The organism is Nonomuraea turcica, assembly GCF_030718205.1.
Taxonomy (GTDB): domain Bacteria; phylum Actinomycetota; class Actinomycetes; order Streptosporangiales; family Streptosporangiaceae; genus Nonomuraea.
This window is the reverse complement of sequence record NZ_JAUZQF010000009.1, coordinates 254,294-276,439: the sequence shown is the minus strand read 5'-3', so window position 1 is coordinate 276,439 and position 22,146 is coordinate 254,294. Positions and strand designations below refer to the sequence as shown.

Annotated in this window: 19 protein-coding genes; 12 read left to right on the top strand and 7 right to left on the bottom strand. The window is 71.9% G+C overall.

Features of this window, described 5'->3' with window-relative positions:
• Window positions 1-141 precede the first annotated feature (141 nt).
• A complete protein-coding gene (locus Q9G87_RS24535) occupies window positions 142-612 on the top strand; it encodes a pyridoxamine 5'-phosphate oxidase family protein (protein ID WP_305918793.1) in 471 nt (156 codons plus the stop codon).
• 23 nt (window positions 613-635) lie between these two features.
• On the opposite strand, the gene Q9G87_RS24530 is transcribed toward Q9G87_RS24535, so the two are convergent.
• Window positions 636-1,397 carry an SDR family NAD(P)-dependent oxidoreductase gene (locus tag Q9G87_RS24530; RefSeq protein ID WP_305918792.1) on the bottom strand — a complete coding sequence of 254 codons (762 nt, stop codon included), beginning with the start codon at window positions 1,395-1,397 and terminating at the stop codon, window positions 636-638.
• Between the two features lie 134 nt (window positions 1,398-1,531).
• Here Q9G87_RS24530 and Q9G87_RS24525 point away from each other — a divergent pair, with 134 nt between their 5' ends.
• Together Q9G87_RS24525 and Q9G87_RS24520 are read left to right on the top strand one after the other, a co-directional pair.
• Window positions 1,532-2,572: a LacI family DNA-binding transcriptional regulator gene (locus Q9G87_RS24525; RefSeq protein WP_305918791.1), complete on the top strand. Its 1,041-nt coding sequence runs from the start codon at window positions 1,532-1,534 to the stop codon at window positions 2,570-2,572.
• 136 nt (window positions 2,573-2,708) lie between these two features.
• Window positions 2,709-4,985 (top strand): HelD family protein, encoded by a 2,277-nt coding sequence (locus Q9G87_RS24520; protein WP_305918790.1) that lies wholly within the window; start codon window positions 2,709-2,711, stop codon window positions 4,983-4,985.
• Between the two features lie 76 nt (window positions 4,986-5,061).
• Here Q9G87_RS24520 and Q9G87_RS24515 read toward each other — a convergent pair whose 3' ends face one another.
• A complete protein-coding gene (locus Q9G87_RS24515) occupies window positions 5,062-5,517 on the bottom strand; it encodes a MarR family winged helix-turn-helix transcriptional regulator (RefSeq protein ID WP_305918789.1) in 456 nt (151 codons plus the stop codon).
• Window positions 5,518-5,624: 107 nt separating this feature from the next.
• Here Q9G87_RS24515 and Q9G87_RS24510 point away from each other — a divergent pair, with 107 nt between their 5' ends.
• The 4 genes from Q9G87_RS24510 to Q9G87_RS24495 all read left to right on the top strand — a co-directional run bounded on the left by Q9G87_RS24510 (window position 5,625) and on the right by Q9G87_RS24495 (window position 13,089).
• On the top strand, window positions 5,625-8,894 hold the full coding sequence (locus tag Q9G87_RS24510; RefSeq protein ID WP_305918788.1) for an efflux RND transporter permease subunit: 3,270 nt from the start codon (window positions 5,625-5,627) through the stop codon (window positions 8,892-8,894).
• 98 nt (window positions 8,895-8,992) lie between these two features.
• Complete coding sequence (locus Q9G87_RS24505) at window positions 8,993-10,456, top strand: hypothetical protein (RefSeq protein WP_305918787.1); 1,464 nt, start codon at window positions 8,993-8,995, stop codon at window positions 10,454-10,456.
• 45 nt (window positions 10,457-10,501) lie between these two features.
• A complete protein-coding gene (gene purB / locus Q9G87_RS24500) occupies window positions 10,502-11,932 on the top strand; it encodes an adenylosuccinate lyase (protein WP_305918786.1) in 1,431 nt (476 codons plus the stop codon).
• 122 nt (window positions 11,933-12,054) lie between these two features.
• Window positions 12,055-13,089, top strand: coding sequence for a DUF4037 domain-containing protein (locus Q9G87_RS24495; RefSeq protein WP_305918931.1), 1,035 nt, complete (start codon window positions 12,055-12,057; stop codon window positions 13,087-13,089).
• A gap of 57 nt (window positions 13,090-13,146) precedes the next feature.
• On the opposite strand, the gene Q9G87_RS24490 is transcribed toward Q9G87_RS24495, so the two are convergent.
• Genes Q9G87_RS24490 through Q9G87_RS24480 form a run of 3 tightly spaced genes read right to left on the bottom strand, consistent with a single transcriptional unit; the run spans window position 13,147 to window position 15,037 of the window.
• Window positions 13,147-13,929: an SRPBCC domain-containing protein gene (locus tag Q9G87_RS24490; RefSeq protein ID WP_305918785.1), complete on the bottom strand. Its 783-nt coding sequence runs from the start codon at window positions 13,927-13,929 to the stop codon at window positions 13,147-13,149.
• On the bottom strand, window positions 13,926-14,234 hold the full coding sequence (locus tag Q9G87_RS24485) for an ArsR/SmtB family transcription factor (protein ID WP_305918784.1): 309 nt from the start codon (window positions 14,232-14,234) through the stop codon (window positions 13,926-13,928). The genes Q9G87_RS24490 and Q9G87_RS24485 overlap by 4 nt, the downstream gene beginning before the upstream one ends.
• A gap of 44 nt (window positions 14,235-14,278) precedes the next feature.
• The gene (locus Q9G87_RS24480) at window positions 14,279-15,037 is read right to left on the bottom strand and encodes a MerR family transcriptional regulator (protein WP_305918783.1); all 759 of its coding nucleotides are present in this window, start codon (window positions 15,035-15,037) and stop codon (window positions 14,279-14,281) included.
• A gap of 80 nt (window positions 15,038-15,117) precedes the next feature.
• Between Q9G87_RS24480 and Q9G87_RS24475 the strand changes: the two genes are divergently transcribed.
• The 4 genes from Q9G87_RS24475 (at window position 15,118) to Q9G87_RS24460 (ending at window position 19,520) form a co-directional block, all read left to right on the top strand.
• A complete protein-coding gene (locus Q9G87_RS24475; RefSeq protein WP_305918782.1) occupies window positions 15,118-15,927 on the top strand; it encodes a MerR family transcriptional regulator in 810 nt (269 codons plus the stop codon).
• A complete protein-coding gene (locus Q9G87_RS24470; protein WP_305918781.1) occupies window positions 15,924-16,439 on the top strand; it encodes a hypothetical protein in 516 nt (171 codons plus the stop codon). The genes Q9G87_RS24475 and Q9G87_RS24470 overlap by 4 nt, the downstream gene beginning before the upstream one ends.
• Before the next feature lie 177 nt (window positions 16,440-16,616).
• Window positions 16,617-16,805 (top strand): DUF5999 family protein, encoded by a 189-nt coding sequence (locus Q9G87_RS24465; RefSeq protein WP_305918780.1) that lies wholly within the window; start codon window positions 16,617-16,619, stop codon window positions 16,803-16,805.
• A 348-nt stretch (window positions 16,806-17,153) separates the two neighbouring features.
• Window positions 17,154-19,520, top strand: coding sequence for an ATP-binding protein (locus Q9G87_RS24460; protein ID WP_305918779.1), 2,367 nt, complete (start codon window positions 17,154-17,156; stop codon window positions 19,518-19,520).
• A gap of 201 nt (window positions 19,521-19,721) precedes the next feature.
• On the opposite strand, the gene Q9G87_RS24455 is transcribed toward Q9G87_RS24460, so the two are convergent.
• Entirely contained in the window at window positions 19,722-20,276 is a 555-nt protein-coding gene (locus tag Q9G87_RS24455; RefSeq protein WP_305918778.1) for a hypothetical protein, read from the bottom strand.
• A 570-nt stretch (window positions 20,277-20,846) separates the two neighbouring features.
• Between Q9G87_RS24455 and Q9G87_RS24450 the strand changes: the two genes are divergently transcribed.
• A complete protein-coding gene (locus Q9G87_RS24450; RefSeq protein ID WP_305918777.1) occupies window positions 20,847-21,098 on the top strand; it encodes a helix-turn-helix domain-containing protein in 252 nt (83 codons plus the stop codon).
• Window positions 21,099-21,161: 63 nt separating this feature from the next.
• Here Q9G87_RS24450 and Q9G87_RS24445 read toward each other — a convergent pair whose 3' ends face one another.
• A complete protein-coding gene (locus tag Q9G87_RS24445) occupies window positions 21,162-22,115 on the bottom strand; it encodes a radical SAM protein (RefSeq protein WP_305918776.1) in 954 nt (317 codons plus the stop codon).
• Between the last annotated feature and the right edge of the window lie 31 nt (window positions 22,116-22,146).

The following is a 22,146-nucleotide window of genomic DNA, read 5'->3' as shown; positions in this document are numbered from 1 at the left end:
GACTCCCCCTTCCGTCAGATCCAGTCTTCCACCGCGAATATGCCGCTACAAGGAGCTGACCTGCGCAAACCTCTGATGGCGAGCCCGCCGAGGTTTGCGGTGGACGGTGATGCGCGGGCCGGCGGCGGCCATGATGGAGGCATGGCTTCATGGCAGGAGTTCGAGCGGCAGGCGCCGGAACTGGCGGCGGTGGCGCGCAGGCTGATGGACGGTTACCGGCACAAGGTGCTGGCGACGCTGCGCAAGGACGGATCGCCGCGGGTCAGCGGCATCGAGACGAGCTTCAAGGACGGCGAGCTGTGGACGGGGTCGATGTCGGGCGCGGTCAAGGCGGCCGACCTGCGGCGCGATCCGCGGATGGCGCTGCACGTCACCTCCCGCGACCCGGAGGGCTCCGATCCTTCGACGTGGGAGGGCGACGTCAAACTGGCCGGGCGGGCGGTGGAGATCGCCCGCGCGGACGTGCCGGCGTCGTTCGAGACGCCGGAGCCGGGCTCGCACCTGTTCAGGATCGAGCTGACGGAGGTGGTGTGGACCAGGGTCGAGGCGGACGAGCTCGTCCTGGACACCTGGCGTGAGGGGGTGGGAGTGCGGCAGATCCGCCGCAAGTGATCTACACTGTAAAGGCGTCGGGGCTAGTGCACGGAGAAGCCGCCGTCGACGAAGAGCATCTGGCCGGTGACGAAGGCGCTGGCGTCGCCGGCGAGGAACACCGCCGCTCCGGCGAAGTCCTGCGGCACGCCGTTGCGGCCGACCATGTGGCGGGCGGCGAGGGCTTCGACGCGGCCGGGGATGGCCTGGGCGGGCTCGGTCAGCGGGGTGAGCACGAATCCGGGGATGATCGTGTTGACGCAGACGCCGCGTGCCGACCACGCCTCGGCCTGGGAGCGGGTCAGGCCGGCGAGGGCGGCCTTGGCGGCGCCGTAGACGCCGCTGTCGCCGAAGGCGCTGATGGTCTGCTGGGAGCCGACGTTGATGATGCGGCCCCAGCCGCGTGCGGCCATCTTCGGCCCGAAGTGCTGGCCGAGGAGGTAGGGGGCGGTGAGGTTGACGGCGATGGTCTGCTCGTAGTCGTCGGCGGTGAGCTCGGCCATCGGCTTGCGGATGTTGTTGGCGGCGTCGTTGACGAGGATGTCGATGTCGCCGGCGGTGTCGCAGACCCGCTGGACGTCGTCGCGCTCGCCGAGGTCGGCGCTGATGCGGGTGGCGCTGACGCCGTGTGCGCGCAGCCGGGCGGCGGCCTGGTCGAGCTCGTGCGCTCTGCGGGCGACCAGCACGACCTCGGCGCCGGCCCGGCCGATCGCCTCGGCCATGGCGTAGCCGATGCCGGAGCTGCCGCCGGTGACCAGGGCACGGCGGCCGTGGAGGGAGAACAGCTCCCGTAGGTAGTCGGACACGATCGGAGAAGCTAGCACCCTGCGTGGCCCCGGGAGCGGCCGGGGCTGCGCGGGGTGTGCCGGGTGGTGGTGCGCTGTGCCGCGGGCCGGGCGGGCGCTCGTACAATCGGCACGTCCGAGGGAGAGGCGGGGGGATGGCCACGCGCGAGCGGCCGCGGCGGGTGACGATCGCCGATGTGGCGCGCCACGCCGGGGTGTCCACGACGGCGGTGTCGAAGGTGCTGCGCAGCGCCTATGGGGTCAGCCCGGGCATGCGCGACCGGGTCAAGGCCGCGATCGAGGAGCTCGGTTACCGGCCGCAGGCGGCGGCGCGGGCGATGCGGGGTCGCACGTTCACGATCGGGGTGCTGCTGCCGGATCTGCGTAACCCGTTCTTCCCCGACATTCTGGATGGATTGTCGGAGCAGCTCGCGGGCACCGACTATCAGGCGATCATGGTGCAGGGCGGGCCGGGGACGCAGGCGGAGACGCGGGCGATCGAGGCTCTGGTGGACCGGCAGGTGGACGGCATCCTCATGATCGCGCCGGGGGTGGGGCGGGCGCGGCTGGAGGAGGTGGCCGCGCAGATGCCGATGGTGGTGCTGGGCCCGCACGAGAAGTCGGCGGTGTACGACGCGGTCTACGACGATGACGAGCTGGGCGCGGAGCTGGTCGTGCGACATCTGATCGGGCTGGGGCACCGGCGGATCGCGCACATCGGGAACAAGCCCGCCGCCCGGGGGCGTGGCCGGGTGGCGTTGGAGTCGATCAGGGCGGCGACGTACGAGCGGGTGATGCGTGAGCACGGGCTGGACGCTGAGATCGCGATGGCGCTGACCTCCTATACCGAGGAGGGCGGTTATGAGGGGGCGCGTGAGCTGCTCGGCCGTTCCCCACGCCCGACGGCGATCTTCGCGGGGATGGACCTGGCGGCGTTGGGGGCGCTGCGGGCGTTGCACGAGGCGGGGTTGTCGGTGCCGGCGGATGTGTCGCTGGCCGGTTACGACAACACGCGGCTGGCGGCGGTGTCGACCATCTCGCTGACGAGTGTGGATCAGGATGGGGCGGTCATGGGGCGGACGGCGGGGCGGCTGCTGCTCGAACGCATCGAGGGCCGGACATCGTCGGTGCGTTTCTCGGTGACGCCGACTCTGGTGCCCCGTCGCTCCACGGCCCCTCCTACCCCGGAGGCATAAGGCAGCCGCGCTGTCGCATCTGGCGGGGCGTGTGGCCGCGTGGCGAGGTTTGCGCGCGGGCGCGGGTGGGGAGTATGCTCCAATGCCCACATTGGGCACGAGCTCCACAATCCTCCGGTTAGGAGTATACCACCGAATGGCTAATCGTCAAGATGGTCGCGCGGAAGCTCTTGACACCGAGCAGCGGCGTGTGTCGTGGCTGTACGGGCTGCTCGACGTCACCCGGCAGCGGGCGCAGGCGGCGCTGCGCGAGGTGTACGGCAGGGGCGGCGGCACCCGCCAGGCGATGGTCGAGCGCGAGGCGCTGGCCTCGGAGCAGGCGCGCAGGCTGGCGCAGCTGAACGCGGTCGAGCGGGGGCTGTGTTTCGGCCGCATCGACGACGGCTCGGGCGGCAGCGTCTACATCGGCAGGATCGGGTTGCGTGACGAGCGGCACGAGTCGGTGCTGATCGACTGGCGGGCGCCGGCGGCGCGGCCGTTCTACGTGGCCACGGCCACCGATCCGCGGGGGCTGGTGCGGCGCAGGCACCTGCATCTGAAGGATCGGGTGGTGGTCGGCATCGACGATGAGGTGTTCGACCTGGAGGGGATGAGCGAGGGGGAGCGGCGCACGCTGGTGGGCGAGGCGGCGCTGCTGGCGGCGCTGCGCCGGGGGCGGACGGGCCGGATGGGCGACGTGGTGGCCACCATCCAGACCGAGCAGGACCGGGTGATCCGCGCCTCGTGGCAGGGCGCGCTGGTGGTGCAGGGCGGCCCGGGCACCGGCAAGACGGTGGCGGCGCTGCACCGGGCGGCGTTCCTGCTCTACACCCACCGCGACACGCTGGAGCGGCGCGGCGTGCTGGTGGTGGGCCCCAACGCGATGTTCCTGCGCTACATCGGGCAGGTGCTGCCGGCGCTGGGGGAGACACAGGTCGTGATGACGACGGTCGGGGAGATGTTCCCGGGGGTGCGGGCGGTGGCGGCCGACGGCCCGGCCGCGGCGGTGGTCAAGGGCGACGTGCGGATGGCCGGGGTGGTGGCGCGGGCGCTGGAGCTGCGCCAGCGGGTGCCGGAGGGTGACCTGGTGGTGGAGCTGGACGGGCTGGCGCTGCGGGTGCCGCACGCGGTGTGCGTGCGGCTGCGCCATCGGGCGCGGGCGGTGCGGCTGCCGCACAACATGGCGCGCAAGCTGTACGTCACCGAGATGCTCAAGGAGCTGGCCAGGGCCGAGGCGCGGGCGTTGGAGGAGTCGCTGCACCTGGAGGAGCTGGCCAACGGCGATCCGGAGATGGAGGAGCTAGCCGAGCCCCTCGACCTGGAAGGCGATCTGGACGAGGTGGATCTGGACCTGGCCGCGCGGCGGCTGTGGCAGGAGCCGCAGGTGCGGCGCGCGGTCGACGACCTGTGGCCGGAGCTGACGCCGCAGCGGCTGATCGGCGAGCTGCTGTGCTCGCCGGAGGCGCTGTGGTCGGTGGCGCCGCCGGGCCTGGACTGGCAGACGCTGGTGCGGCCGGCCGGCGCGCCGTGGACGGCCGGGGACGTGCCGTTGCTGGACGAGGCGGCCGAGCTGCTGGGCGAGGACGACTCGGCGCGGCGGGTGGCGGCCAGGCGGGAGGAGGAGGAGCAGGCCGAGCGGCTGCTGTACGCCGATGAGGTGCTGCACAGCACGGGCGTGCTGGAGGAGGGCATCTTCGAGCGGGCCGACGTGCTGGCCGAGCGGCACGCCGACGACGGGGCGGAGCTGACCACGGCGGATCGGGCGGCGGCCGACCGCTCGTGGGCCTATGGGCACGTGATCGTGGACGAGGCGCAGGAGTTGTCGGCGATGGCCTGGCGGATGGTGATGCGGCGGGTGCCGGCCAAGTCGCTGACGGTGGTGGGCGACCTCGCGCAGACGGGATCGGCGGCGGGGGCGCGCTCGTGGGCCGAGGTGCTGGACCCCTACCTGGAGGGCCGGTGGCGGGTGGAGCACCTGAAGGTCAACTACCGCACGCCGGCGGAGATCATGGAGGTCGCGGCGCACGTGCTGCGGGCCTTCGATCCGGGGCAGGAGCCGCCGGAGTCGGTGCGGTCCGGCGAGGCGCGGCCGCGGGCGGTGCGTGTGCCGGTCTCGGGCCTGCCGGCGCTGGTGAAGGAGGAGCTGGCCGCGATCGGCGAGGGCCGGGTCGGCGTGGTGACCTCCGACGCGGTCCATCAGGAGGCGGCGCGGCTGTGGCCGGGCGGGGGCCTGGACGCGCCGGTGGCGGTGCTGACGGTGGAGCAGGCCAAGGGGCTGGAGTTCGACGCGGTCGTGGTGGTGGATCCGGCGGGGATCCTGGCGCAGTCGCCGATGGGCGGGCGGGACCTGTACGTGGCGGTGACGCGGGCGACGCGGCGGCTGACGGTGGCCTATGAGGGCGAGCTGCCGGACGTCCTGTCCCGCCTGGCGTAGAAATCTACAACGTAAAGGCGGTGGGCCGGGCGGCGTTGACCGATCCCTCTGAAACACCCGGCAGCGATGGAGGGGGTTACTGGTCCGGCTCGCTGTCGAGTTTGCCGGCGACGGCCCGGATGGCGCGGGTGGCCTGGTCGAGGTTGCGCAGGGTCTCGGTGTCGAGGTGCTCCATGATGCGGCGCAGCTGGCCGGCGCCGGTGTCGTTGATGTCGGCGACGAGGCTGGTGCCGGCGGTGGTGAGCTCGACGCGGCGGACGCGGCGGTCGTGGGGGTCTTCGCGGCGGCTGACGAGGCCTTGGGCGATGAGCCGGTCAACGATGCCGGTGACGGTGCCGAGACCGACGCCAAGGCCGGCGGCGAGCTCCTGGCCGGAGGCGGAGCCTTCGGCGGACAGCAGCATGATGACCCTGAACTGGCGCATGGTGAGGTTGGAGTCGAAGAGGGACGATCGCTGCTGGGCGAACAGTCGTCCCAGGTCACGTTGTGTTTCGGTGATCCGCCGGATCAGGTCTTCGCGTTCGTCGTTCACTGCCGCCCTCTCGTTCCTGAGAAGGTTATCAGGAATGCTCGGTTGATCTAAATATTCGTACGAGGCGAAGTGTTAGTCTGGGGCGAAACTCTGGAGGGGGAGCCCCTATGACCGCTTTCGCCAGGTTGAGCCTGGTCAACCGGACTCTTGTCGTCTTGGTGGCGTTGGTGGTGAGCGCGTTCGGCGTGTTCACGATTCCGCAGTTGAAGCAGCAGTTGCTTCCGTCGTTGTCGTTCCCCGGCGCTTTCGTGGTGGCGCCGTATCCCGGCGCGTCGCCCGAGATCGTGGAGGAGCAGGTCACCAAGCCGATCGAGGACTCCTTCCAGGGGCTGGAGGGGATGGAGCAGATGACCTCCACCTCCCGGGAGGGCATGGCGTCGATCCAGGTCGCTTTTGCCTACGGCACCGATGTGGAGTCGTCGCTGAACAAGATGCAGCAGGCCGTCAGCAGGGTGACGCTGCCCGACGGGGTGGAGCCGCAGGTGACGGCGGGCAGCACCGACGACCTGCCGGTGCTGGTGCTGGCGGTGGGCGACGGCGGCGATTCGCGGGCGATGGCCGACAAGCTGCGCCGGATCATGGTTCCGGAGTTGCAGGGCGTGGAGGGCGTGCGGGAGGCGGCGGTCACCGGCACCCGCGACGAGGTGGTGACGATCGAGCCGGACGCCGACAAGATGAAGGACAAGGGCGTGTCGGCGGCGCAGATCCCCGACGTGCTGAAGGCGAACGGCACTCCGATCCCGGCGGGCACGCTGACCGACGCGGGCAAGACGCTGACGGTGCAGGTGGGTGCGCGGGTCGACTCGGTGGAGAAGCTGAAGGGCCTCTACCTGACGCCCGCCCAGCCTCAGCAGACGCCGGCCCAGGGTCAGCCTCAGCAGGGTCAGCCTCAGCAGGGTCAGCCTCAGCAGGGTCAGCCTCAGCAGGGCCAAGCGCAGGGTCAGGGCGGGTTGCCGCAGCAGGTGGCGAAGCCCAAGCCGCTCAAGCCGGTCAAACTGGGCGACGTCGCGGAGATCAAGCGGGGGCTGGCCGACGCGACGACGATCACCCGTACGGACGGCACGTCGAGCCTGGGCGTGTCGGTGACGATGATGCCGGACGGCAACGCGGTGACGATCTCGCACGAGATCCGGGAGAAGCTGCCGGAGCTGACCCGGGCGCTGGGCGACAGCTCGGACACGCAGGTGTCGGTGGTGTTCGACCAGGCGCCGTATGTGGAGCAGTCGATCGAGAGCCTGACCACCGAGGGCCTGCTGGGGCTGGCGTTCGCGGTGCTGGTCATCTTGGTGTTCCTGCTGTCGGTGCGCTCGACGCTGGTGACGGCGGTGTCGATTCCGCTGTCGGTGGTGATCGCGCTGATCGTGCTGTGGGCGGGCGACTATTCGCTGAACATGCTGACGCTGGGCGCGCTGACGATCGCGGTGGGCCGGGTCGTGGACGACTCGATCGTGGTGCTGGAGAACATCAAGCGGCATCTCGGCTACGGCGAGGCGCGACTACAGGCGATCTTGACGGCGGTGCGTGAGGTGTCGGGCGCGGTGACGGCCTCGACGCTGACGACGGTGGCGGTGTTCGCGCCGATCGCGATCGTGGGCGGCATGGTGGGCGAGCTGTTCGGCCCGTTCTCGATCACGGTGGCGGTGGCGTTGCTGGCCTCGCTGGTGGTGTCGCTGACGGTGGTGCCGGTGCTGGCGTACTGGTTCCTCAAGACGCCGGAGCTGACGCCCGAGCAGGCGCGTAAGCAGCGGGAGGAGGCCGAGGCCAAGGAGCTGCGCTCGCCGTTGCAGCGGGCCTATCTGCCGGTGTTGCGGTTCGCCACCCGGTTCAAGCTGGTGACGGTGCTCATCGGGGTGGCGGTGTTCGTCGGCACGATGGGGCTGGCCGGGGGCCTGCGGACGAACTTCCTGGACTCCTCGGGGCAGAACACGATCTCGTTGTCGCAGCGGATGCCGGTCGGCACGGACCTGGCCACCACCGACAAGGCCGCCCAGCGGGTCGAGGACGTGCTGGCGGACGTGGAGGCGGTGGAGACGTACCAGGTGAACGTCGGCGGGGGCGGCGGCGGTTTCGGTGGAGGCGGCGGTTTCGGCGGGGGCGGCAGCAGCGCGGACTCGGCCTCGTACTCGGTCACCCTCAAGGACGGCGCCGACACGCCGAAGGTCGAGCAGGAGCTGCGCGACAAGATCGCGGGCCTGTCCGGCGTCGGTGAGGTGACCGTGGGCGGGGGCGGCGGCGGGTTCAACTCCGACACGGTCAGCGTGATCGTGCGCGCGCCCGACATCGAGACGTTGCGTACGGCGAGTGACGAGGTCACGCGGGCGATGGGCGAGGTGTCCGGGCTGCGGGACGTGTCGTCGAACCTGGAGGCCGGGGCGCCGCGGGTCGAGGTCGTGGTCGACCGTGCGGAGGCCGCCGAGCGCGGCCTGTCGGAGGCGCAGATCGGGCAGGCGGTGGCGCAGGCGTTCCGCGGCGCGCCGCTGGGTCAGATCACGCTGGACGGCCGTGCCAGCGATCTGGTGCTGCGGGGCGCGGACGCGCCGGAGGACGTCGAGGCGGTCGAGGATCTGGAGCTGGCCACGGCGGCCGGGACGGTGAAGCTGTCGACGGTGGCCGACGTCAAGGAAGTGGCCGGTCCGACGCAGGTGACCAGGATCGACGGTGAGCGTTCGGCCACCGTCTCGGCCAAGGTCGCCGACGCCGGGAACCTGGGCGCGGTGACGCAGACGCTGACGACGACGCTGGACGGGCTGCAGCTGGGCTCGGGCGCCTCCTATGAGATGGGCGGCGCGTCGGCCGATCAGGCGGACGCGTTCGCCGATCTGGGGCTGGCGATGCTGGCGGCGATCGCGATCGTGTTCATGATCATGGTGGCGACGTTCCGCAGCTTCATCCAGCCGGTGATCCTGCTGGTGTCGATCCCGTTCGCGGCGACGGGCGCGGTCGGGCTGCTGGTGGCCACCGACACGGCGCTGGGCGTGCCGGCGCTGATCGGCATGCTGATGCTGATCGGGATCGTGGTGACGAACGCGATCGTGCTGATCGACCTGATCAACCAGTATCGCGAGCAGGGCATGGGCGTGGTCGAGGCGGTGATCGAGGGCGGCCGGCGGCGGTTGCGTCCGATCCTGATGACGGCGGTGGCCACGATCTGCGCGCTGACGCCGATGGCGCTGGGCGTGACCGGGTCGGGCGGGTTCATCTCGCAGCCGCTGGCGATCGTGGTGATCGGCGGGCTGATCTCCTCGACGCTGCTGACCCTGGTCCTGGTGCCGACGCTGTACACGGTGGTGGAGCGGACGAAGGAGCGGATGCGGCGCACGCCGGCCGCGCCTGCGACCGAGGAGCCGGAGGAGAAGGTTCTCACGCCGGCCACGTGAGTCGTCTCGCGCGCGCCCGCACGGCCTGGTGCCGTGCGGGCGCGCCGCTGACCGTGCTCTGAACGGTCTCTTACCTGGCCGTTCGTAGCGTGGGGCGCATGGATGAGCTCCAGGATCCGGCCGTGACGAGGCGGCGCGCGGTGGCCCGGCTGCGGGTGTGGGCCGCCGCGCGCCGCCCCTATGGGGCGCTGGCGCTGGTAGCCGTCTGCTCCACGGTGGTTCAGCTGGTGTTCACGGCGCGGATCGGGCTGGGCTGGGACGAGAGCGTTTACCTCAGCCAGGTGGCCCGCGGCGTGCCCGCCGCCGAGTTCACCGCGCCGCGCGCCCGCGGGGTTCAGCTGCTGGCCGCGCCCGTCGCCCTCCTCACGCCGTCGGTGACGGCCATCCGCGGGTATCTGAGTGTGCTGTCCGGGATCGCGCTGTTCCTGGCCTACGCGCCGTGGGTCCGGCTGCGGCCGGGGCCGCTCGCGCCGCTGGCCGCCGCGCTGTTCGCCGGGCTGTGGCTGTCGGTGCTGTACGGCAACGAGGCCATGCCGAACATGTGGCTCGCCTACTGCGCTGTCGCCGGGGTGGGCCTGGCCTGCCTGGCCGGCAGGCGCCCCCGGTCCCGGCTGGTCGCGGCCGGGGTGGTGGCGGCGTTCGCCCTGGCGTCACTGCTGCGCCCTTCGGATGCGACCTGGCTGGCGGCGCCGCTGCTCGGGTACGGGATCGTGCGGCGGCGGGCGCGGCTGCTCGCGGCCGTGGCGGCGGGGCTGGCGATCGGCTGGGCGCAATGGATAGGCGAGGCGCTCGTGCGGTTCGGCGGGCCGGTGGCGCGGCTGCGCGCGGCGGGGGCGGAGAACGCGACGGGGTTGCACTTCAGCCTGCCCGATCATCTGCGCGCGCTGAACGGGCCGCTGCTGTGCCGTTTCGGCGTCGAGTGCGGGGGTTACCCACTGGCGCAGATCGCCTGGTTCGCGGCCGTGCCGGTCGTGGCGGGGCTGGGCGTGTGGGCGGCGCGGCGCCGCTCACTCCTGGCGGCCGCGGCCTGCGGCCTGTCGCTCGCTTTCGTCTACCTCTTCACCGTCGGCTATGCCGCTCCGCGTTTCCTGCTGCCCGCCTACGCCCTGCTGGCCCTCCCGGTCGCCGCGGGGGTCGTGTGGTTGTGCCGGCGGCGCGGCACCGCGGTGCTCGCCGTCGCCGCCATGGTGTGCTACTTCGTCCTGCAGGCGAGGTCCGTCGTCGTCCACGGTGGCGCCGTCCACACCGCCCGTGCCGTGAATCCGGCGGTCGCGGCCCGGCTGCAGCAGCTGGGCATGCGCCCGCCGTGTTTCCTGTACGGTCACGACGCCGTGCAGATCGCCTTCCTGGCGCGGTGTGCCGCGCATGGGGTCTTCCGTCATTACGGTGGCCGGTCGTCGGTGCCGTCGTCGATCAGGGCCGCGCTGGCGCGGGGCGACTGGGTGGGCGTCATCACGACCTCCCGCCGGCCGCCGGCCCCGTTCCTGGCGTCCTGGACGGCGGTGGAGCTGCGGCTGGACGGCGGCAAGCGGCGGTACGTGTTCGTGCCGCCGGGACGCTGAGCCTGCGCGCGAGGCGTCGCGGGAGGGTGCATAGACTTGTGCGACGTGACGTCGAAGCCGCGTATCCCGAATGTCCTGGCCACCCGCTATGCCTCGCCGGAGCTGACCCGCCTGTGGTCGCCCGAATACAAGATCGTCGCGGAGCGGCGGTTGTGGCTGGCGGTGCTGCGGGCGCAGGCCGAGCTGGGGATCGCGGTCCCGGAGGGCGCGATCGCCGACTACGACAAGGTGGTCGAGCAGGTCGATCTGGACTCGATCGCGGCGCGGGAGCGCGTCACCCGGCACGACGTCAAGGCCCGCATCGAGGAGTTCAACGCGCTGGCCGGGCACGAGCAGGTGCACAAGGGCATGACCTCGCGGGACCTGACCGAGAACGTCGAGCAGCTGCAGATCCGCGACAGCCTGCTGCTGGTGCGCGACCGGACGGTGGCGCTGCTGGCGCGGCTGGCGACGCTGGCCGAGGAGCACGAGGCGAGCGTGATGGCGGGCCGCTCGCACAACGTGGCGGCGCAGGCCACCACGCTGGGCAAGCGGTTCGCGACGGCCGCCGATGAGCTGCTGGTGGCCTACCGGCGGCTGGAGGAGCTGATCGGCCGCTACCCGCTGCGCGGCATCAAGGGCCCGGTCGGCACCGCCCAGGACATGCTGGACCTGCTGGGCGGTGACCGCGGCAAGCTGGCCGAGCTGGAGGGCCGGGTGGCCGCGCATCTGGGGTTCGCCTCCCGTTTCACCAGCGTCGGGCAGGTCTATCCGCGGTCGCTGGACTTCGAGGTGGTGACCGCGCTGGTGCAGCTGGCGGCGGCGCCGTCGTCGCTGGCCAAGACGATCCGGCTGATGGCCGGGCATGAGCTGGTCACCGAGGGGTTCGCCGAGGGGCAGGTCGGCTCGTCGGCGATGCCGCACAAGATGAACACGCGCTCGTGCGAACGGGTCAACGGCCTGGCCGTGGTGCTGCGCGGCTACGCCTCCATGACGGGGGAGCTGGCGGGCGACCAGTGGAACGAGGGCGACGTGTCGTGCTCGGTGGTGCGGCGGGTGGCGTTGCCGGATGCGTTCTTCGCCTTCGACGGGCTGGTGGAGACGATGCTGACGGTGCTGGAGGAGTTCGGCGCCTTCCCGGCGGTGATCGCCGCCGAGCTGGGCCGCTACCTGCCGTTCCTGGCCACGACGAAGATGCTGATGGCGTCGGTGCGGGCGGGGATGGGCCGCGAGCAGGCGCACGAGCTGATCAAGGAGCACGCGGTGGCGGCGGCGCTGGCGATGCGCTCGCGCGGCGCCGGTAACGCGCTGCTGGACCTGCTGGCCGGCGATGAGCGCTTCCCGCTCGATCGTGCGCAGCTGGAGGCGTTGCTGGCCGACCGGGTGTCGTTCACCGGCGCGGCGGCCGATCAGGTGGAGGCGGTCTCGCAGCAGGTGGGCCAGGTCGTGGCGGCGCATCCTGAGGCGGCGCTCTACCGGCCGGGCGCGATCTTGTGACGCGCGCTTGCGCGGCGTGAGGGCCGGGCGTGTGCCCGCCTGACCCGGCCTCCTGACCTGCCGGTCGCCGCGGGGAAAACCGGGTGTGGTTCGGGCGGCGCTCGTGCACAGTTGTCGGGGTGATGTCCAACTTTGTGCCTGGTATTGAGTTGTCGCGGGACTTCTACCACGAGGTCGTGGCCCCGTTGGTGCCCCGGGTGCCGCACAGTGCGGCATTGATCGGTCCGGGGTCGGAGGTGCTGGCGTTCGACACCGCGCGGTCGGCCGATCATGACTGGGGGCCGCGGGTGCTGGTGTTCACGGCGGCGGCGGACGTGGCCGAGGTGGAGGCCAAGGTCGTGGCGGGCCTGCCGGAGCGTTTCCGCGGGTTGCCGACGGTGTTCGGCTACCACGGCGAGGTGCGGCCCGGGGTGACGGTGACGGAGCCGGGCGCGTGGCTGACGGACATGCTCGGCTTCGACCCGCGGGCCGGGGTGTCGCTGCTGGACTGGTTGTCGGTGCCGTGGCAGCGCCTGGCCGAGGTGACGTGCGGGGAGGTGTTCCACGACGGGCTGGGCGCGCTGGAGGCGGCCAGGGCGGCGTTGCGCTGGTATCCGCAGGACGTGTGGCGGTATGTCCTGGCGTGTCAGTGGCGGCGGATCGCAGAGGAGGAGCCGTTTCCCGGCCGGTGCGGCGAGGTCGGCGATGAGCTGGGCTCGGCCGTGGAGGGGGCGCGGCTGGCGCGGGAGGTGATGCGGTTGGCGCTGCTGCTGCGCCGGCGGTACCCGCCGTATCCCAAATGGCTGGGCAGTGCGCTGGCGCGGCTGCCGGGCTCGGCGGAGCTGGGGGAGTGCCTGGGGGCCGCCGTGGCGGCGCGATCGTGGCGCCAGCGCGAGGAGGGCCTGACGGGGGCGTACGAGCGGGTGGCGGCGTTGCAGAACCGGGTGGCGCTGGCCGAGCGGCTGGATGAGGGGGTGCGGGGGTTTTTCGACCGGCCGTTCCGGGTGATCGGGGGAGACCGGTTCGCCGAGGCGCTGATGGCGTCGGTGTCGGATGCGACCATCAAGGGGTTGCCGGCGGTGGGGTGCGTGGATCAGCTGTCGGATTCGACGGATCTGCTGATGGCCCCCGGGCGTGCCAGGGCGGCGACGGCGGCCGCCCTTGGGCTCACGGCCTAGTGATCTACATTGTAAAGGACCTCGGGCTGGTACGGCATACCGTGAGCTTCTAACAAATCAGCCCACGAGGGCAGCGGCCAGTTCTTCGACGCGGACGCGCCAGGCGGGCAGGGTGGCCGGGTCGCCGGTGCAGGTGAGGATCAGGCGCGCGCCGTGGCCGGTGCCCTGGGTCAGTTCCCAGCGGACGGTGCCGCTCGGGGTGTCGTATTCGAGGATCTTGCCGGTTTCGGTGCGGGTGACGGGGCCTGCCGGGACGCCGGTGGCGGTGAAGGGCGCGGGGGGCGGGTCGCCGAGGGTGGCCTGGTCGCCGTCGAGGTGGTGCCAGACGTCGTCGGCGGGGCGGGTGAGCTGGCGTTCCAGGCGCAGGGTGTCGCCGTCGACGGTGGCGGGGTCGAGGCCGAGGATGTGGATGTAGTCCTCGTGTAGGCGGGCCATGGCGGCGGGGTCGTGCGGGAAGGGGCGGCCGTCGAGGTGGGCGCGCAGGGCGGCGATGCAGGTGTGCCAGCCGGTGGTGAAGCTGGCGGCGCCGTGGCGGTCGGTGAAGGTGTGGGTGAAGGTGAGCAGGGTGCCGGGGCCGTCGGGCTCGAGCTCCCAGCGGAGGTGGTCGTCGCCCCAGGTGTGGGCGAAGACGTGGGGTGGGTCGTGGTGGGTGATGCGGCCGTCGGGGCCGAAGCTGTAGGTGATGCGGTCGCCGTCGATGGTGACCTCGGCGGGAAACCAGGCGGCGAGGTGTTCGGGCTGGGTGATGGCGCGCCAGACCTTGTCGGGTGGGTGGGGGAGGCGGCGTTGCATGCGGACGGTGGTGCGGCCGTCGGGGTGCAGGGTGAGGGTTTCGTTCACTGGTCGTCCTCCATGGTGTCGAGGTGGGCTTCGAGGCGGTCGAGGGTGTGGGTCCAGAGGCGGCGGTAGGGGGTGAGCCAGGCGTCGATTTCGGCGAGGGGGGCGGGGCGGAGTTCGTACCAGCGGCGTTGGGCGTCTTTGCGGACGGTGACGAGGCCGGCTTCGCGCAGGGCGCGCAGGTGTTTGGAGGTGCCGGGCTGGGTGAGGCCGAGGTGGGCGGTGAGTTCGCCGACGAGGCGGGGGCGTTCGAGGAGCAGGTCGAGGATGTGGCGTCGGGCGGGTTCTGCGAGCACGTCGAAGCGCATACCCCGAATATACTCACCGGGTTATATGCCTGCAAGGGCATGTATTAGGGGTGGCGGCGGGCGTTGGCGTGGATGGCCTGGCGCAGGTAGCCGGCCAGGCCGGGGGCGAGGGCGTCGTAGGCGGCGGTGAAGCGAGGGTCGTCGACGTACAGGTCGCCCAGGCGGCGGTGCATGTCGTGGCTGCAGTCGTAGAACCAGCGGGTGATGTGGCCGCGGTGGCGTTCGGCCAGGTCCATGGCGAGCTCGCCGTCGGCGGGCAGTCCGGCCTTGAAGGCGGCGACGAGGTCGCCGCCGATGGCGGCGGCCTCGGCCTTGAGCTCGAGCCAGTCGGCCTTGGTGTAGCCGGCGACGCGGCGGCGGCTTTCGGCGTACTGGGCGGTGTCGCCCCAGCGGCGTTCGACTTCGGCGTCGTGGTCTTCGGGGCGGAAGCCGCCGAAGATCTCGAAACGTTCCTCGGGCGTGAGGGGGAGGTCGAGGGTGCGGGCCTGCATGGCGCGTTCGACGGCGGCGATGACGTGCTGCAGGTGCTGGGCGCGGCGGGTGAGCAGTTCGTGCTGGCGGCGCAGGTGGGTGAGCTCGTCGGTGGCGGGTTCGTCGAGGATGACGGCGATCTCCTCCAGGGGGAAGCCGAGTTCGCGGTAGAGGAGGATGTGCTGCAGGCGGACGAGGTCGGCGTCGGTGTAGCGGCGGTAGCCGGCGCGGGTGCGCTCGCCGGGGGTGAGCAGGCCGATCTCGTCGTAGTGGTGCAGGGTGCGGACGGTGATGCCGGCAAGCCGGGCGACCTGCCCTACGGAGAAGCTCATGTCTCCACTGTGCGGTCTGCCGTTGCGTGAGGGTCAAGCCGGCTGGACTCTCCCTTGGTGGGAGGCCCCATGCTGGGGGTGTGGAAGAGGATCTGCTGCCGATCGGGCAGTTCGCCCGGCTGGGCCGGTTGAGCGTCAAGCAGTTGCGGCACTACGACGAGCTGGGGTTGTTGCGGCCGGCGTATGTGGACGCGGGGACGGGTTACCGGTATTACCGGGCGGCGCAGGCGCGGGAGGCGCTGGCGATCGGGTTGCTGCGGTCGATGGACGTGCCGTTGGCGGTGGTGGCGCAGGTGCTGGCGGGCGGGCCGCAGGCGCTGGCGCCGGTGCGTGCGGAGCTGGAGGCGGAGCTGGCGCGGCGGCGGCGGATGCTGGCGGCGCTGGAGCGGGTGATGGCCGAGGGGTTGCCGTCGGCGCGGGTGCGGCTGGTGGCGGAGCCGCCGCGGCGGGCGGCGGTGGTGCGGGAGGTGGCGCGGGGCCCGGAGGACATCGGGCGGGCCACGTCGGCGGCGGTGCGCCGGGTGCTGCGGTGCCTGCCGGCGGGCAGGGCGGAGGTGCGGCTGATCGGGTTGTTCCCGGTGGAGCTGGGCGAGGTGGTGGAGGTGTCGGTCGCGCTGGTGCTGGGCGATGAGGTGGGCGGATCGGTGGGTGAGGAGCTGGGCGGGGGAGCGGAGGTGCAGGTTCTATTCGGTGGTGTGTTCGCCTGTGCGACGCATGTCGGGCCTTATGAGCAGATTTCGTTGACGGCGCATGCCGTGCTGGCGTGGTGTGCCGAGCGGCGGCATGCGGTGGCTGGTCCGATCCGCGAGGTGTACGTGTCGGATCCGGCGCTCACCTCGCCGGAGGAGCTGACGACGGACGTGATGGTCGCGATGGAGGAGGAGCAATGATCCCTGATCTGGTGACGCATGGTGCGGTGACGCGGTTGTGCGTGTCGGGCGTGGGGGAGCCGGGCGGTGCCGAGCATGGCGCGGCGATCCGGGCGCTGTATGCGGTGGCCGGGCCGATGGGCGGGCCGGGTGGGCCGCTGGAGGGCCTGTGGTGGGTGGAGGACGAGCGGCCGGGGCTGGAGGTGGAGCGGGAGTCGTGGCGCTGGCACCTGCTGCTGCCGCCGGCGGGGCCGGTGGAGGCGGGGGCGCTGGAGCGGGCGCGGGAGGAGGCTCGGGGCTCGGGGGCGGCGGTGGATCGGGTGCAGGTGGTGACGTTCACGGAGGGGTTGTGTGTGGAGGTGGTTCACGAGGGGCCGTTCAGTGAGGAGCATGTGTCGCTGGCGGTGATGGAGGAGTTCATGGCCGGGAAGGGCTTGGTGCCTCACGGGATGCATCACGAGGTGTATCTGACGGCGTTCGACGCTCCGCTTCCGCGGACGGTGTTGCGCCAGCCGGTGCGCGCAGCCGGCTGACGCCGGCGGGTGGAGGGTCGTCTCGGGGTGGGGGCGGCCCTCCACTTACGTACGTGACATAGGTACCTATATGGGGATTTATCACCTCTTTCTGGGGGTGGGTGCGGAGGCACTCTGATGGTGTGACCCGCGAGAAGGCGGGGAGCGAGGGAACCGGAAAGTTCGAGGATTCGCGTCATGTGCCAGCATCTGCCTCCATGCCCGCCCGCCGACGCCGCCGGCCGCGAGGCCGCGCGTCTGGTCGCCTACCACCCCGAGCAGGGATGGGGTCTGCTGTGCAACGGGGTGGTGTTCTTCGACGACACCGGCGAGCTGCTGCCCGATGGGCGCAGCGTCGTGCCCGTACCGGTGCTGACCGCGGCATGAGGCCGCCCACCTCGTCCGGGGCGCCGCTGGCGTCCTGGACGTTGTCCTCCACGGCGCTTTCGGCGCCCGCGGCTCTGGACGCGTGAGGTTCCCCTGCTCACGCGCACAGGGCGGCCCGGTGCGCCGCGCACCGGGCGCACGCGCGCGGCACGGATCCTCCCTCGCGATCCGTGCCGCGCGCCCTGCGGAGGCTGGTCAAGGCGGGGTCGCGGCATGCCCATGGGAGGCAAAAACTTCCTGTGGGTTTTTAGCGTGAACTGCCCCGGAAAACGGCCGGGACATAACCTGGGGGCGACGACGGGGTCACGGCGCCATGGTGACCCGCCAGGCCGCGTCGTGAAAGGCGCCATGACAACGGTGACGAACAGCGCCTCCCGGGGGCAGCACAGCGGCAGCCTCCCGGCCGAGGTGACGAGTTTCGTGGGACGTCGGCAGGAGGTGGCCGAGGTCCGGCAGCTGCTGTCCGTCTCGCGGGCGGTCACGCTGACCGGCGTCGGCGGGGTCGGCAAGACACGCCTGGCGCTGCGCGTCGCCCACGAGGTGCGGCGCGCCTTCCGCGACGGTGTGTGGCTGGTGGAACTGGCCGCGCTGGAGAAGCCGGACATGCTGACCCGGGCCGTGGCCGAGGCACTGGAGATCCTCGACCACAGCACCACGCCGCCGATGCGGGTCCTGACCGACCACCTGCGCGACAAGCAGGCCCTGATGATCCTGGACAACTGCGAGCACGTCGTGGGCGAGTGCGCCGTGCTGGCCGACACCCTGCTGCGCGCCGCACCCGAGCTGCGCATCCTGGCCACCAGCCGGCACGTGCTCGGCATCGCCAGCGAGCACGCGGTGCCGGTGGCGCCGCTGCCGCTGCCCAACGGCAACGGCAACACGCCGCTGGAGACGCTGACGCAGACGGACGCGGTGCAGCTGTTCACCGAGCGGGCCCGTGCCGTGGTGCCCTCGTTCGCCGTCACCGACGACAACCGCGACATCGTCTCCGGCATCATCCGCCGCCTGGACGGCCTGCCCCTGGGCATCGAGCTGGCCGCCGTGCGGCTGCGCGCCCTGTCGGCCAAGCAGCTGCTGGAGCGGCTGGACGACCGGTTCCGGCTGCTGACCGGCGGGTCGCGGGCGGTGCTGCCGCGCCACCAGACGCTGCGCGCCCTGATCGACTGGAGTCACGCCCTATGTTCGGAGGAGGAACGGCTGCTATGGCATCGAGCCTCGGTGTTCGCCGGGAGCCTGGACCTGGAGGGGGCCGAGACGGTCTGCTGCGGGAGCGGCATCGACCGCGAGGACGTCCTCGACCTGGTGATCGGCCTGGTGGACAAGTCCGTCCTGATTCGAGAAGACCATCCGGGCGGCGTCCGCTACCGGATGCTGGAGACACTGCGCCAGTACGGCCACGAGCGGTTGCGCGAGCGCGGCGAGGAGACGCGGCTGCGGCGGCGGCATCGCGCTTATTATCGCGACCTGGCCGGCCGTGCCCGTGCGGAGGTGTTCGGGCCGGAGCAGGTGGCCTGGTTCACCCGGCTGCAGCTGGAGCACGCCAACCTGCGCAGCGCCCTGGACGGCTGGCTGACGACGCCGGCCGATGCCACGACCGGGCTGAGCATGGCCGCCGATCTGCTGTATCACTGGATCACCAGTTATTACCTAGGTGAGGGACGGGCCTGGCTGGAGCGGGGACTGGCCACCGTTTCCTCACCTGACGACGTACGCGGCCGCGCGTTGTGGGCCGGCGGCTGGCTGGCCGTCATCCAGGCCGACCTGCCGGCCGCGCAGGCCATGCTGGAGGAGTGCCGGCGCATCGGCGAGCGCCTGAATGACGAGGCGCTGCTGGGGTACGCCGAGCTGTTCTCCGGCATGGTCGCCATGTGCCAGGAGCGCCCCCGGGACGCGATCGGCTGCTACGAGCGGGCCCTGCACCGCCATCGCGCCACCGGCGACCCGGTCGGGCTGGCCCTGTCGCTCATCCGGCTGTCGCTGGCCCGCTCGTTCCTGGGCCAGTCGCAGGCGGCCATCGCCACGGCCGAGCAGGCCCTGGCGGTGTGCGAGGCCCATGGGGAGGGCTGGCACAAGGCGTACACGATGATGGCGCTGGGGGTGGAGGTGTGGCGTCAGGGGGACCTGCCGCGCGCCACCGAACTGGAGCGCCAGAGCCTGGCGTTCAACCGGTCGCTCGGCGACCAGCTGGGTGTGGGGATCACGATCGAGGTGCTGGCCTGGATCGCCGCCACGCAGGGCCTGTTCGAGCGGGCCGCGCGGCTGCTGGGCGTGCTGGAGAGCGTGTGGAGCCTGGTCGGGGCGCCGCTGTCGGGGTACGGGCATCTGGCCGGTTACCACGACGAGTGCCGGGCGCGTACGCGTCAGGCGCTGGGGGAGGGGGCTTTCGCGGCGGCGGTGCGGCGGGGCGCCCGGCTGCCGTATGAGGAGGCGGTGGCGTACGCGCTGGCCGAGGACAAGCCCGGCGGCGCGGAGGCCAAGGAGGCGCCGGAGGCCAAGGGGGAGCAGGCGCCGCTGACGCGCCGCGAGCGGGAGATCGCTCAGCTGGTGGCGCAGGGGATGACGAACAAGGAGATCGCGGCCTCCCTGGTGATCGCCCAGCGGACCGCGGAGGGCCACATCGAGCACATCCTGACCAAGCTCGGGTTCAGCTCCCGCGCCCAGATCGCGGTATGGGTGGGCGAGCAGGCCCGCGCCGACGACGACGCGGCGTCGTGATCAGGCACCGGTTCCGGCCTGGTGGCAGCATAGGGGGCCGGAACCGGCCATCGGGCGTGCTTGTGGCCCGGGCCGGCTGCCGATCAGTACGGCAGTGCCCGCCCTGACGGGGTCCGCAGGTCCAGGCCGAGCCGGATACGGGGTTTCTTGGTGGTGCGGATCTGAATTCTGCGCACGGTGCGGGTGACTCCCTTTCAACGGTCAGTGCTGCGGCGTCAGGCGCAGCTCGAACCAGACGACGGCGCCGGCGGCGCCCCAGCAGCACGCCAGCCGGTCCAGGTCGGCGCAGGCGGCGCGGGAGGGCCGGACGACGGCGTGGGAGGCGCGCTGCTCGTCGACCTCGCAGCGCAGCAGGCCGTCCTCGGCCGACAACGTCAGCTTGATCTTCTCGGCGCCGCGGGCGAGGGCGTCGGCGACGAGCCGCTCGACCAGCTGCACCGCGGTCCCCGTGGCGGTTTCAGCGGCGGGCACAGCGGCGGGCCCAGTGGTGGGCTCGGCCAGCTGCCAGGCCGACAGCCGGGCGGCGCTCAGGCGGCGCGCGGTGCGCACGGCCGAAGGCCGGGCCGACAGCGTCCAGGTGACGGTGCGCTCCTGTCCGGCCCATCCGGCGCGCAGCGCCAGGTCATGTCCTACGGCCAGCAGGCCGTTCCAGGAGGGCAGACGCCACGCGGGTTTTTCCCGCGACAGGTCGCCTTGAGTGAAGTGCGGCTCGCACATGGTCTCCACGCTGATCCTTTCCCCCGGTTGCGTGAGCATGTGTCCAGCATGCGCACCGCCCCGAAGCAGCCGATACGGGACAAATCCCCATATGGGTACCTAGATGCGGTACGTACGTAGCCCGACCGCGCAAAAACCCCGGCGAGAGCGATGATCCGCCCCCGGCGCCGTCTCTCCCACGCCGAAGGGAAGACCCGGACCTGCGCCGGCTCATCGGGTGCACCATCGTCTCGCTCGAACGGCCACGGCGAAGGACCCGGCGGCGACGTCATGGCGCTGCCGTTCGAGGAGGCGTTCGACGACTACACCGCCGCGCGACTGCGTGCTGCATCGACAAGGTCGCCGTGTCCGGCGCCCTCACCCCGAGCAAGACCGCGCCGTGGCACAACACCCGCATCGTCGCCTCAAGGCCCACACGGCGACCAACGAGCTCAACAGCGGCCCCGGCCAGGGCGACATCCTCATGTTCGGCGGCCACGTGCTCTGGAACGACCCGCCGGCCGGCGGCCTGGTCGACGAACCGCACCTCATGATCGGCGCCGGCGTGCTCGGCGGCCTCTACACGATAACAATACCGGTATTGATATCCCTGGGGTGTAGACTGAGAGCATGGTACGACCTCCACTCACCCCCGAGGAACGCCTGCGCGGCGAGCACCTCGGCCACCTGCTGCGCCAAGCCCGGGGCGAGCGCAGCATCGTCGAGGTCGCCGCCGCCGCCAGCATGTCCGCCGAGACGCTCCGCAAGATCGAAACCGGCCGGATCGCCACCCCCGCGTTCTTCACCATCGCGGCGCTGGCCGACGTGCTCGGCGTGTCCCTCGACCAGCTCGCCACCCGCTCCACCCCCGCACCCACCTGACAACCCGGGGGAGCGGCGGGCACACGGGTGATCCGCCCCCCGCAACGTCCGGGCTCGAGGGATCTACACCAGCGCCAGCTGCGCCACCAGCGGCTCACGCCGCTGCGCCACCACCGGACCGCACCCCATCCCGTACACCCGGCACAACTGGGCGATCTGCCCCGTGATGCGCTGCTCGTAATCGGCCGAGGGCAACCCCGACCGGTCGTACAACTCCTCGTAACGGGCCACCAGCTGCGGATGCGCCTGCCCCAGCCACTCCAGATACCACCCACGCGTGCCCGGCGGCAGCCTGAGCACCACCGGCTCCACCGCCCGCGCCCCCGTCCCCGCGATCCGCCGCACCGTCGCCGCCAGCTGATCGGCCGCGTCACTCAGCAGCGGCAAGACCGGCGCCATCAGCACCCGGCACGCCACCCCGGCCTCCACCAGCGCCGACACCAGCTCCAGCCGGGCCTGCGCCGTCGGCGCGCCCGGCTCCACCGCCCGCCGGATCCGCTCGTCCACGAACGCGATCGACACCGCCACCTGCGCCCCCGCCTGCGCCAGCAGATCGGCGTCACGCAACACCAGGGGCCCCTTGGTGTAGACGGTGAACGGCACCCCCGCCTCGGCCAGCGCCCCGATCACCCCCGGCATCAACCGGTAGGTCTCCTCCGCCGCCTGATAACAGTCACCGCTGACCCCGGCCGCCAGCTCCTCACCGCCCCAGCGCGCCAGATCCGCCCGCAACCGCGTCACCGCGTTCGGCTTCACCACGATCCGCGTCTCGAAATCCCGCCCCGCGTCCAAACCCAGCCGGCGATGCCCCGCGCGGGCGCCACAGCCGCGGCAGGCATGGGCGCATCCACGGTAGGGGGAGACCGCCCACCGCTGCGCGATGCCCGCGACGTGCGGCACCCGCTCGATCATCGTGCGGGCCTGCATCTCCAGGAAATCACCGCGCACCACCGCGCGCCGCTCGATCAGCGGACGATCGTCGGCGGCGTCAACAAGCGAAAGCGCGTCCCAAGCCACACCCTCCAGTGGAACACGTATTCGACTGCGT

Bases quoted from the DNA above. Each gene is read 5' to 3' on its own strand.
- Q9G87_RS24535 (WP_305918793.1), top strand. From the start codon at position 142: ATGGCTTCATGGCAGGAGTTCGAGCGGCAGGCGCCGGAACTGGCGGCG.
- Q9G87_RS24525 (WP_305918791.1), top strand. From the start codon at position 1,532: ATGGCCACGCGCGAGCGGCCGCGGCGGGTGACGATCGCCGATGTGGCG.
- Q9G87_RS24520 (WP_305918790.1), top strand. From the start codon at position 2,709: ATGGCTAATCGTCAAGATGGTCGCGCGGAAGCTCTTGACACCGAGCAG.
- Q9G87_RS24510 (WP_305918788.1), top strand. From the start codon at position 5,625: ATGACCGCTTTCGCCAGGTTGAGCCTGGTCAACCGGACTCTTGTCGTC.
- Q9G87_RS24505 (WP_305918787.1), top strand. From the start codon at position 8,993: ATGGATGAGCTCCAGGATCCGGCCGTGACGAGGCGGCGCGCGGTGGCC.
- Q9G87_RS24495 (WP_305918931.1), top strand. From the start codon at position 12,055: ATGTCCAACTTTGTGCCTGGTATTGAGTTGTCGCGGGACTTCTACCAC.
- Q9G87_RS24485 (WP_305918784.1), bottom strand. From the start codon at position 14,234: ATGCGCTTCGACGTGCTCGCAGAACCCGCCCGACGCCACATCCTCGAC.
- Q9G87_RS24480 (WP_305918783.1), bottom strand. From the start codon at position 15,037: ATGAGCTTCTCCGTAGGGCAGGTCGCCCGGCTTGCCGGCATCACCGTC.
- Q9G87_RS24470 (WP_305918781.1), top strand. From the start codon at position 15,924: ATGATCCCTGATCTGGTGACGCATGGTGCGGTGACGCGGTTGTGCGTG.
- Q9G87_RS24465 (WP_305918780.1), top strand. From the start codon at position 16,617: ATGTGCCAGCATCTGCCTCCATGCCCGCCCGCCGACGCCGCCGGCCGC.
- Q9G87_RS24460 (WP_305918779.1), top strand. From the start codon at position 17,154: ATGACAACGGTGACGAACAGCGCCTCCCGGGGGCAGCACAGCGGCAGC.
- Q9G87_RS24455 (WP_305918778.1), bottom strand. From the start codon at position 20,276: ATGCTCACGCAACCGGGGGAAAGGATCAGCGTGGAGACCATGTGCGAG.
- Q9G87_RS24450 (WP_305918777.1), top strand. From the start codon at position 20,847: ATGGTACGACCTCCACTCACCCCCGAGGAACGCCTGCGCGGCGAGCAC.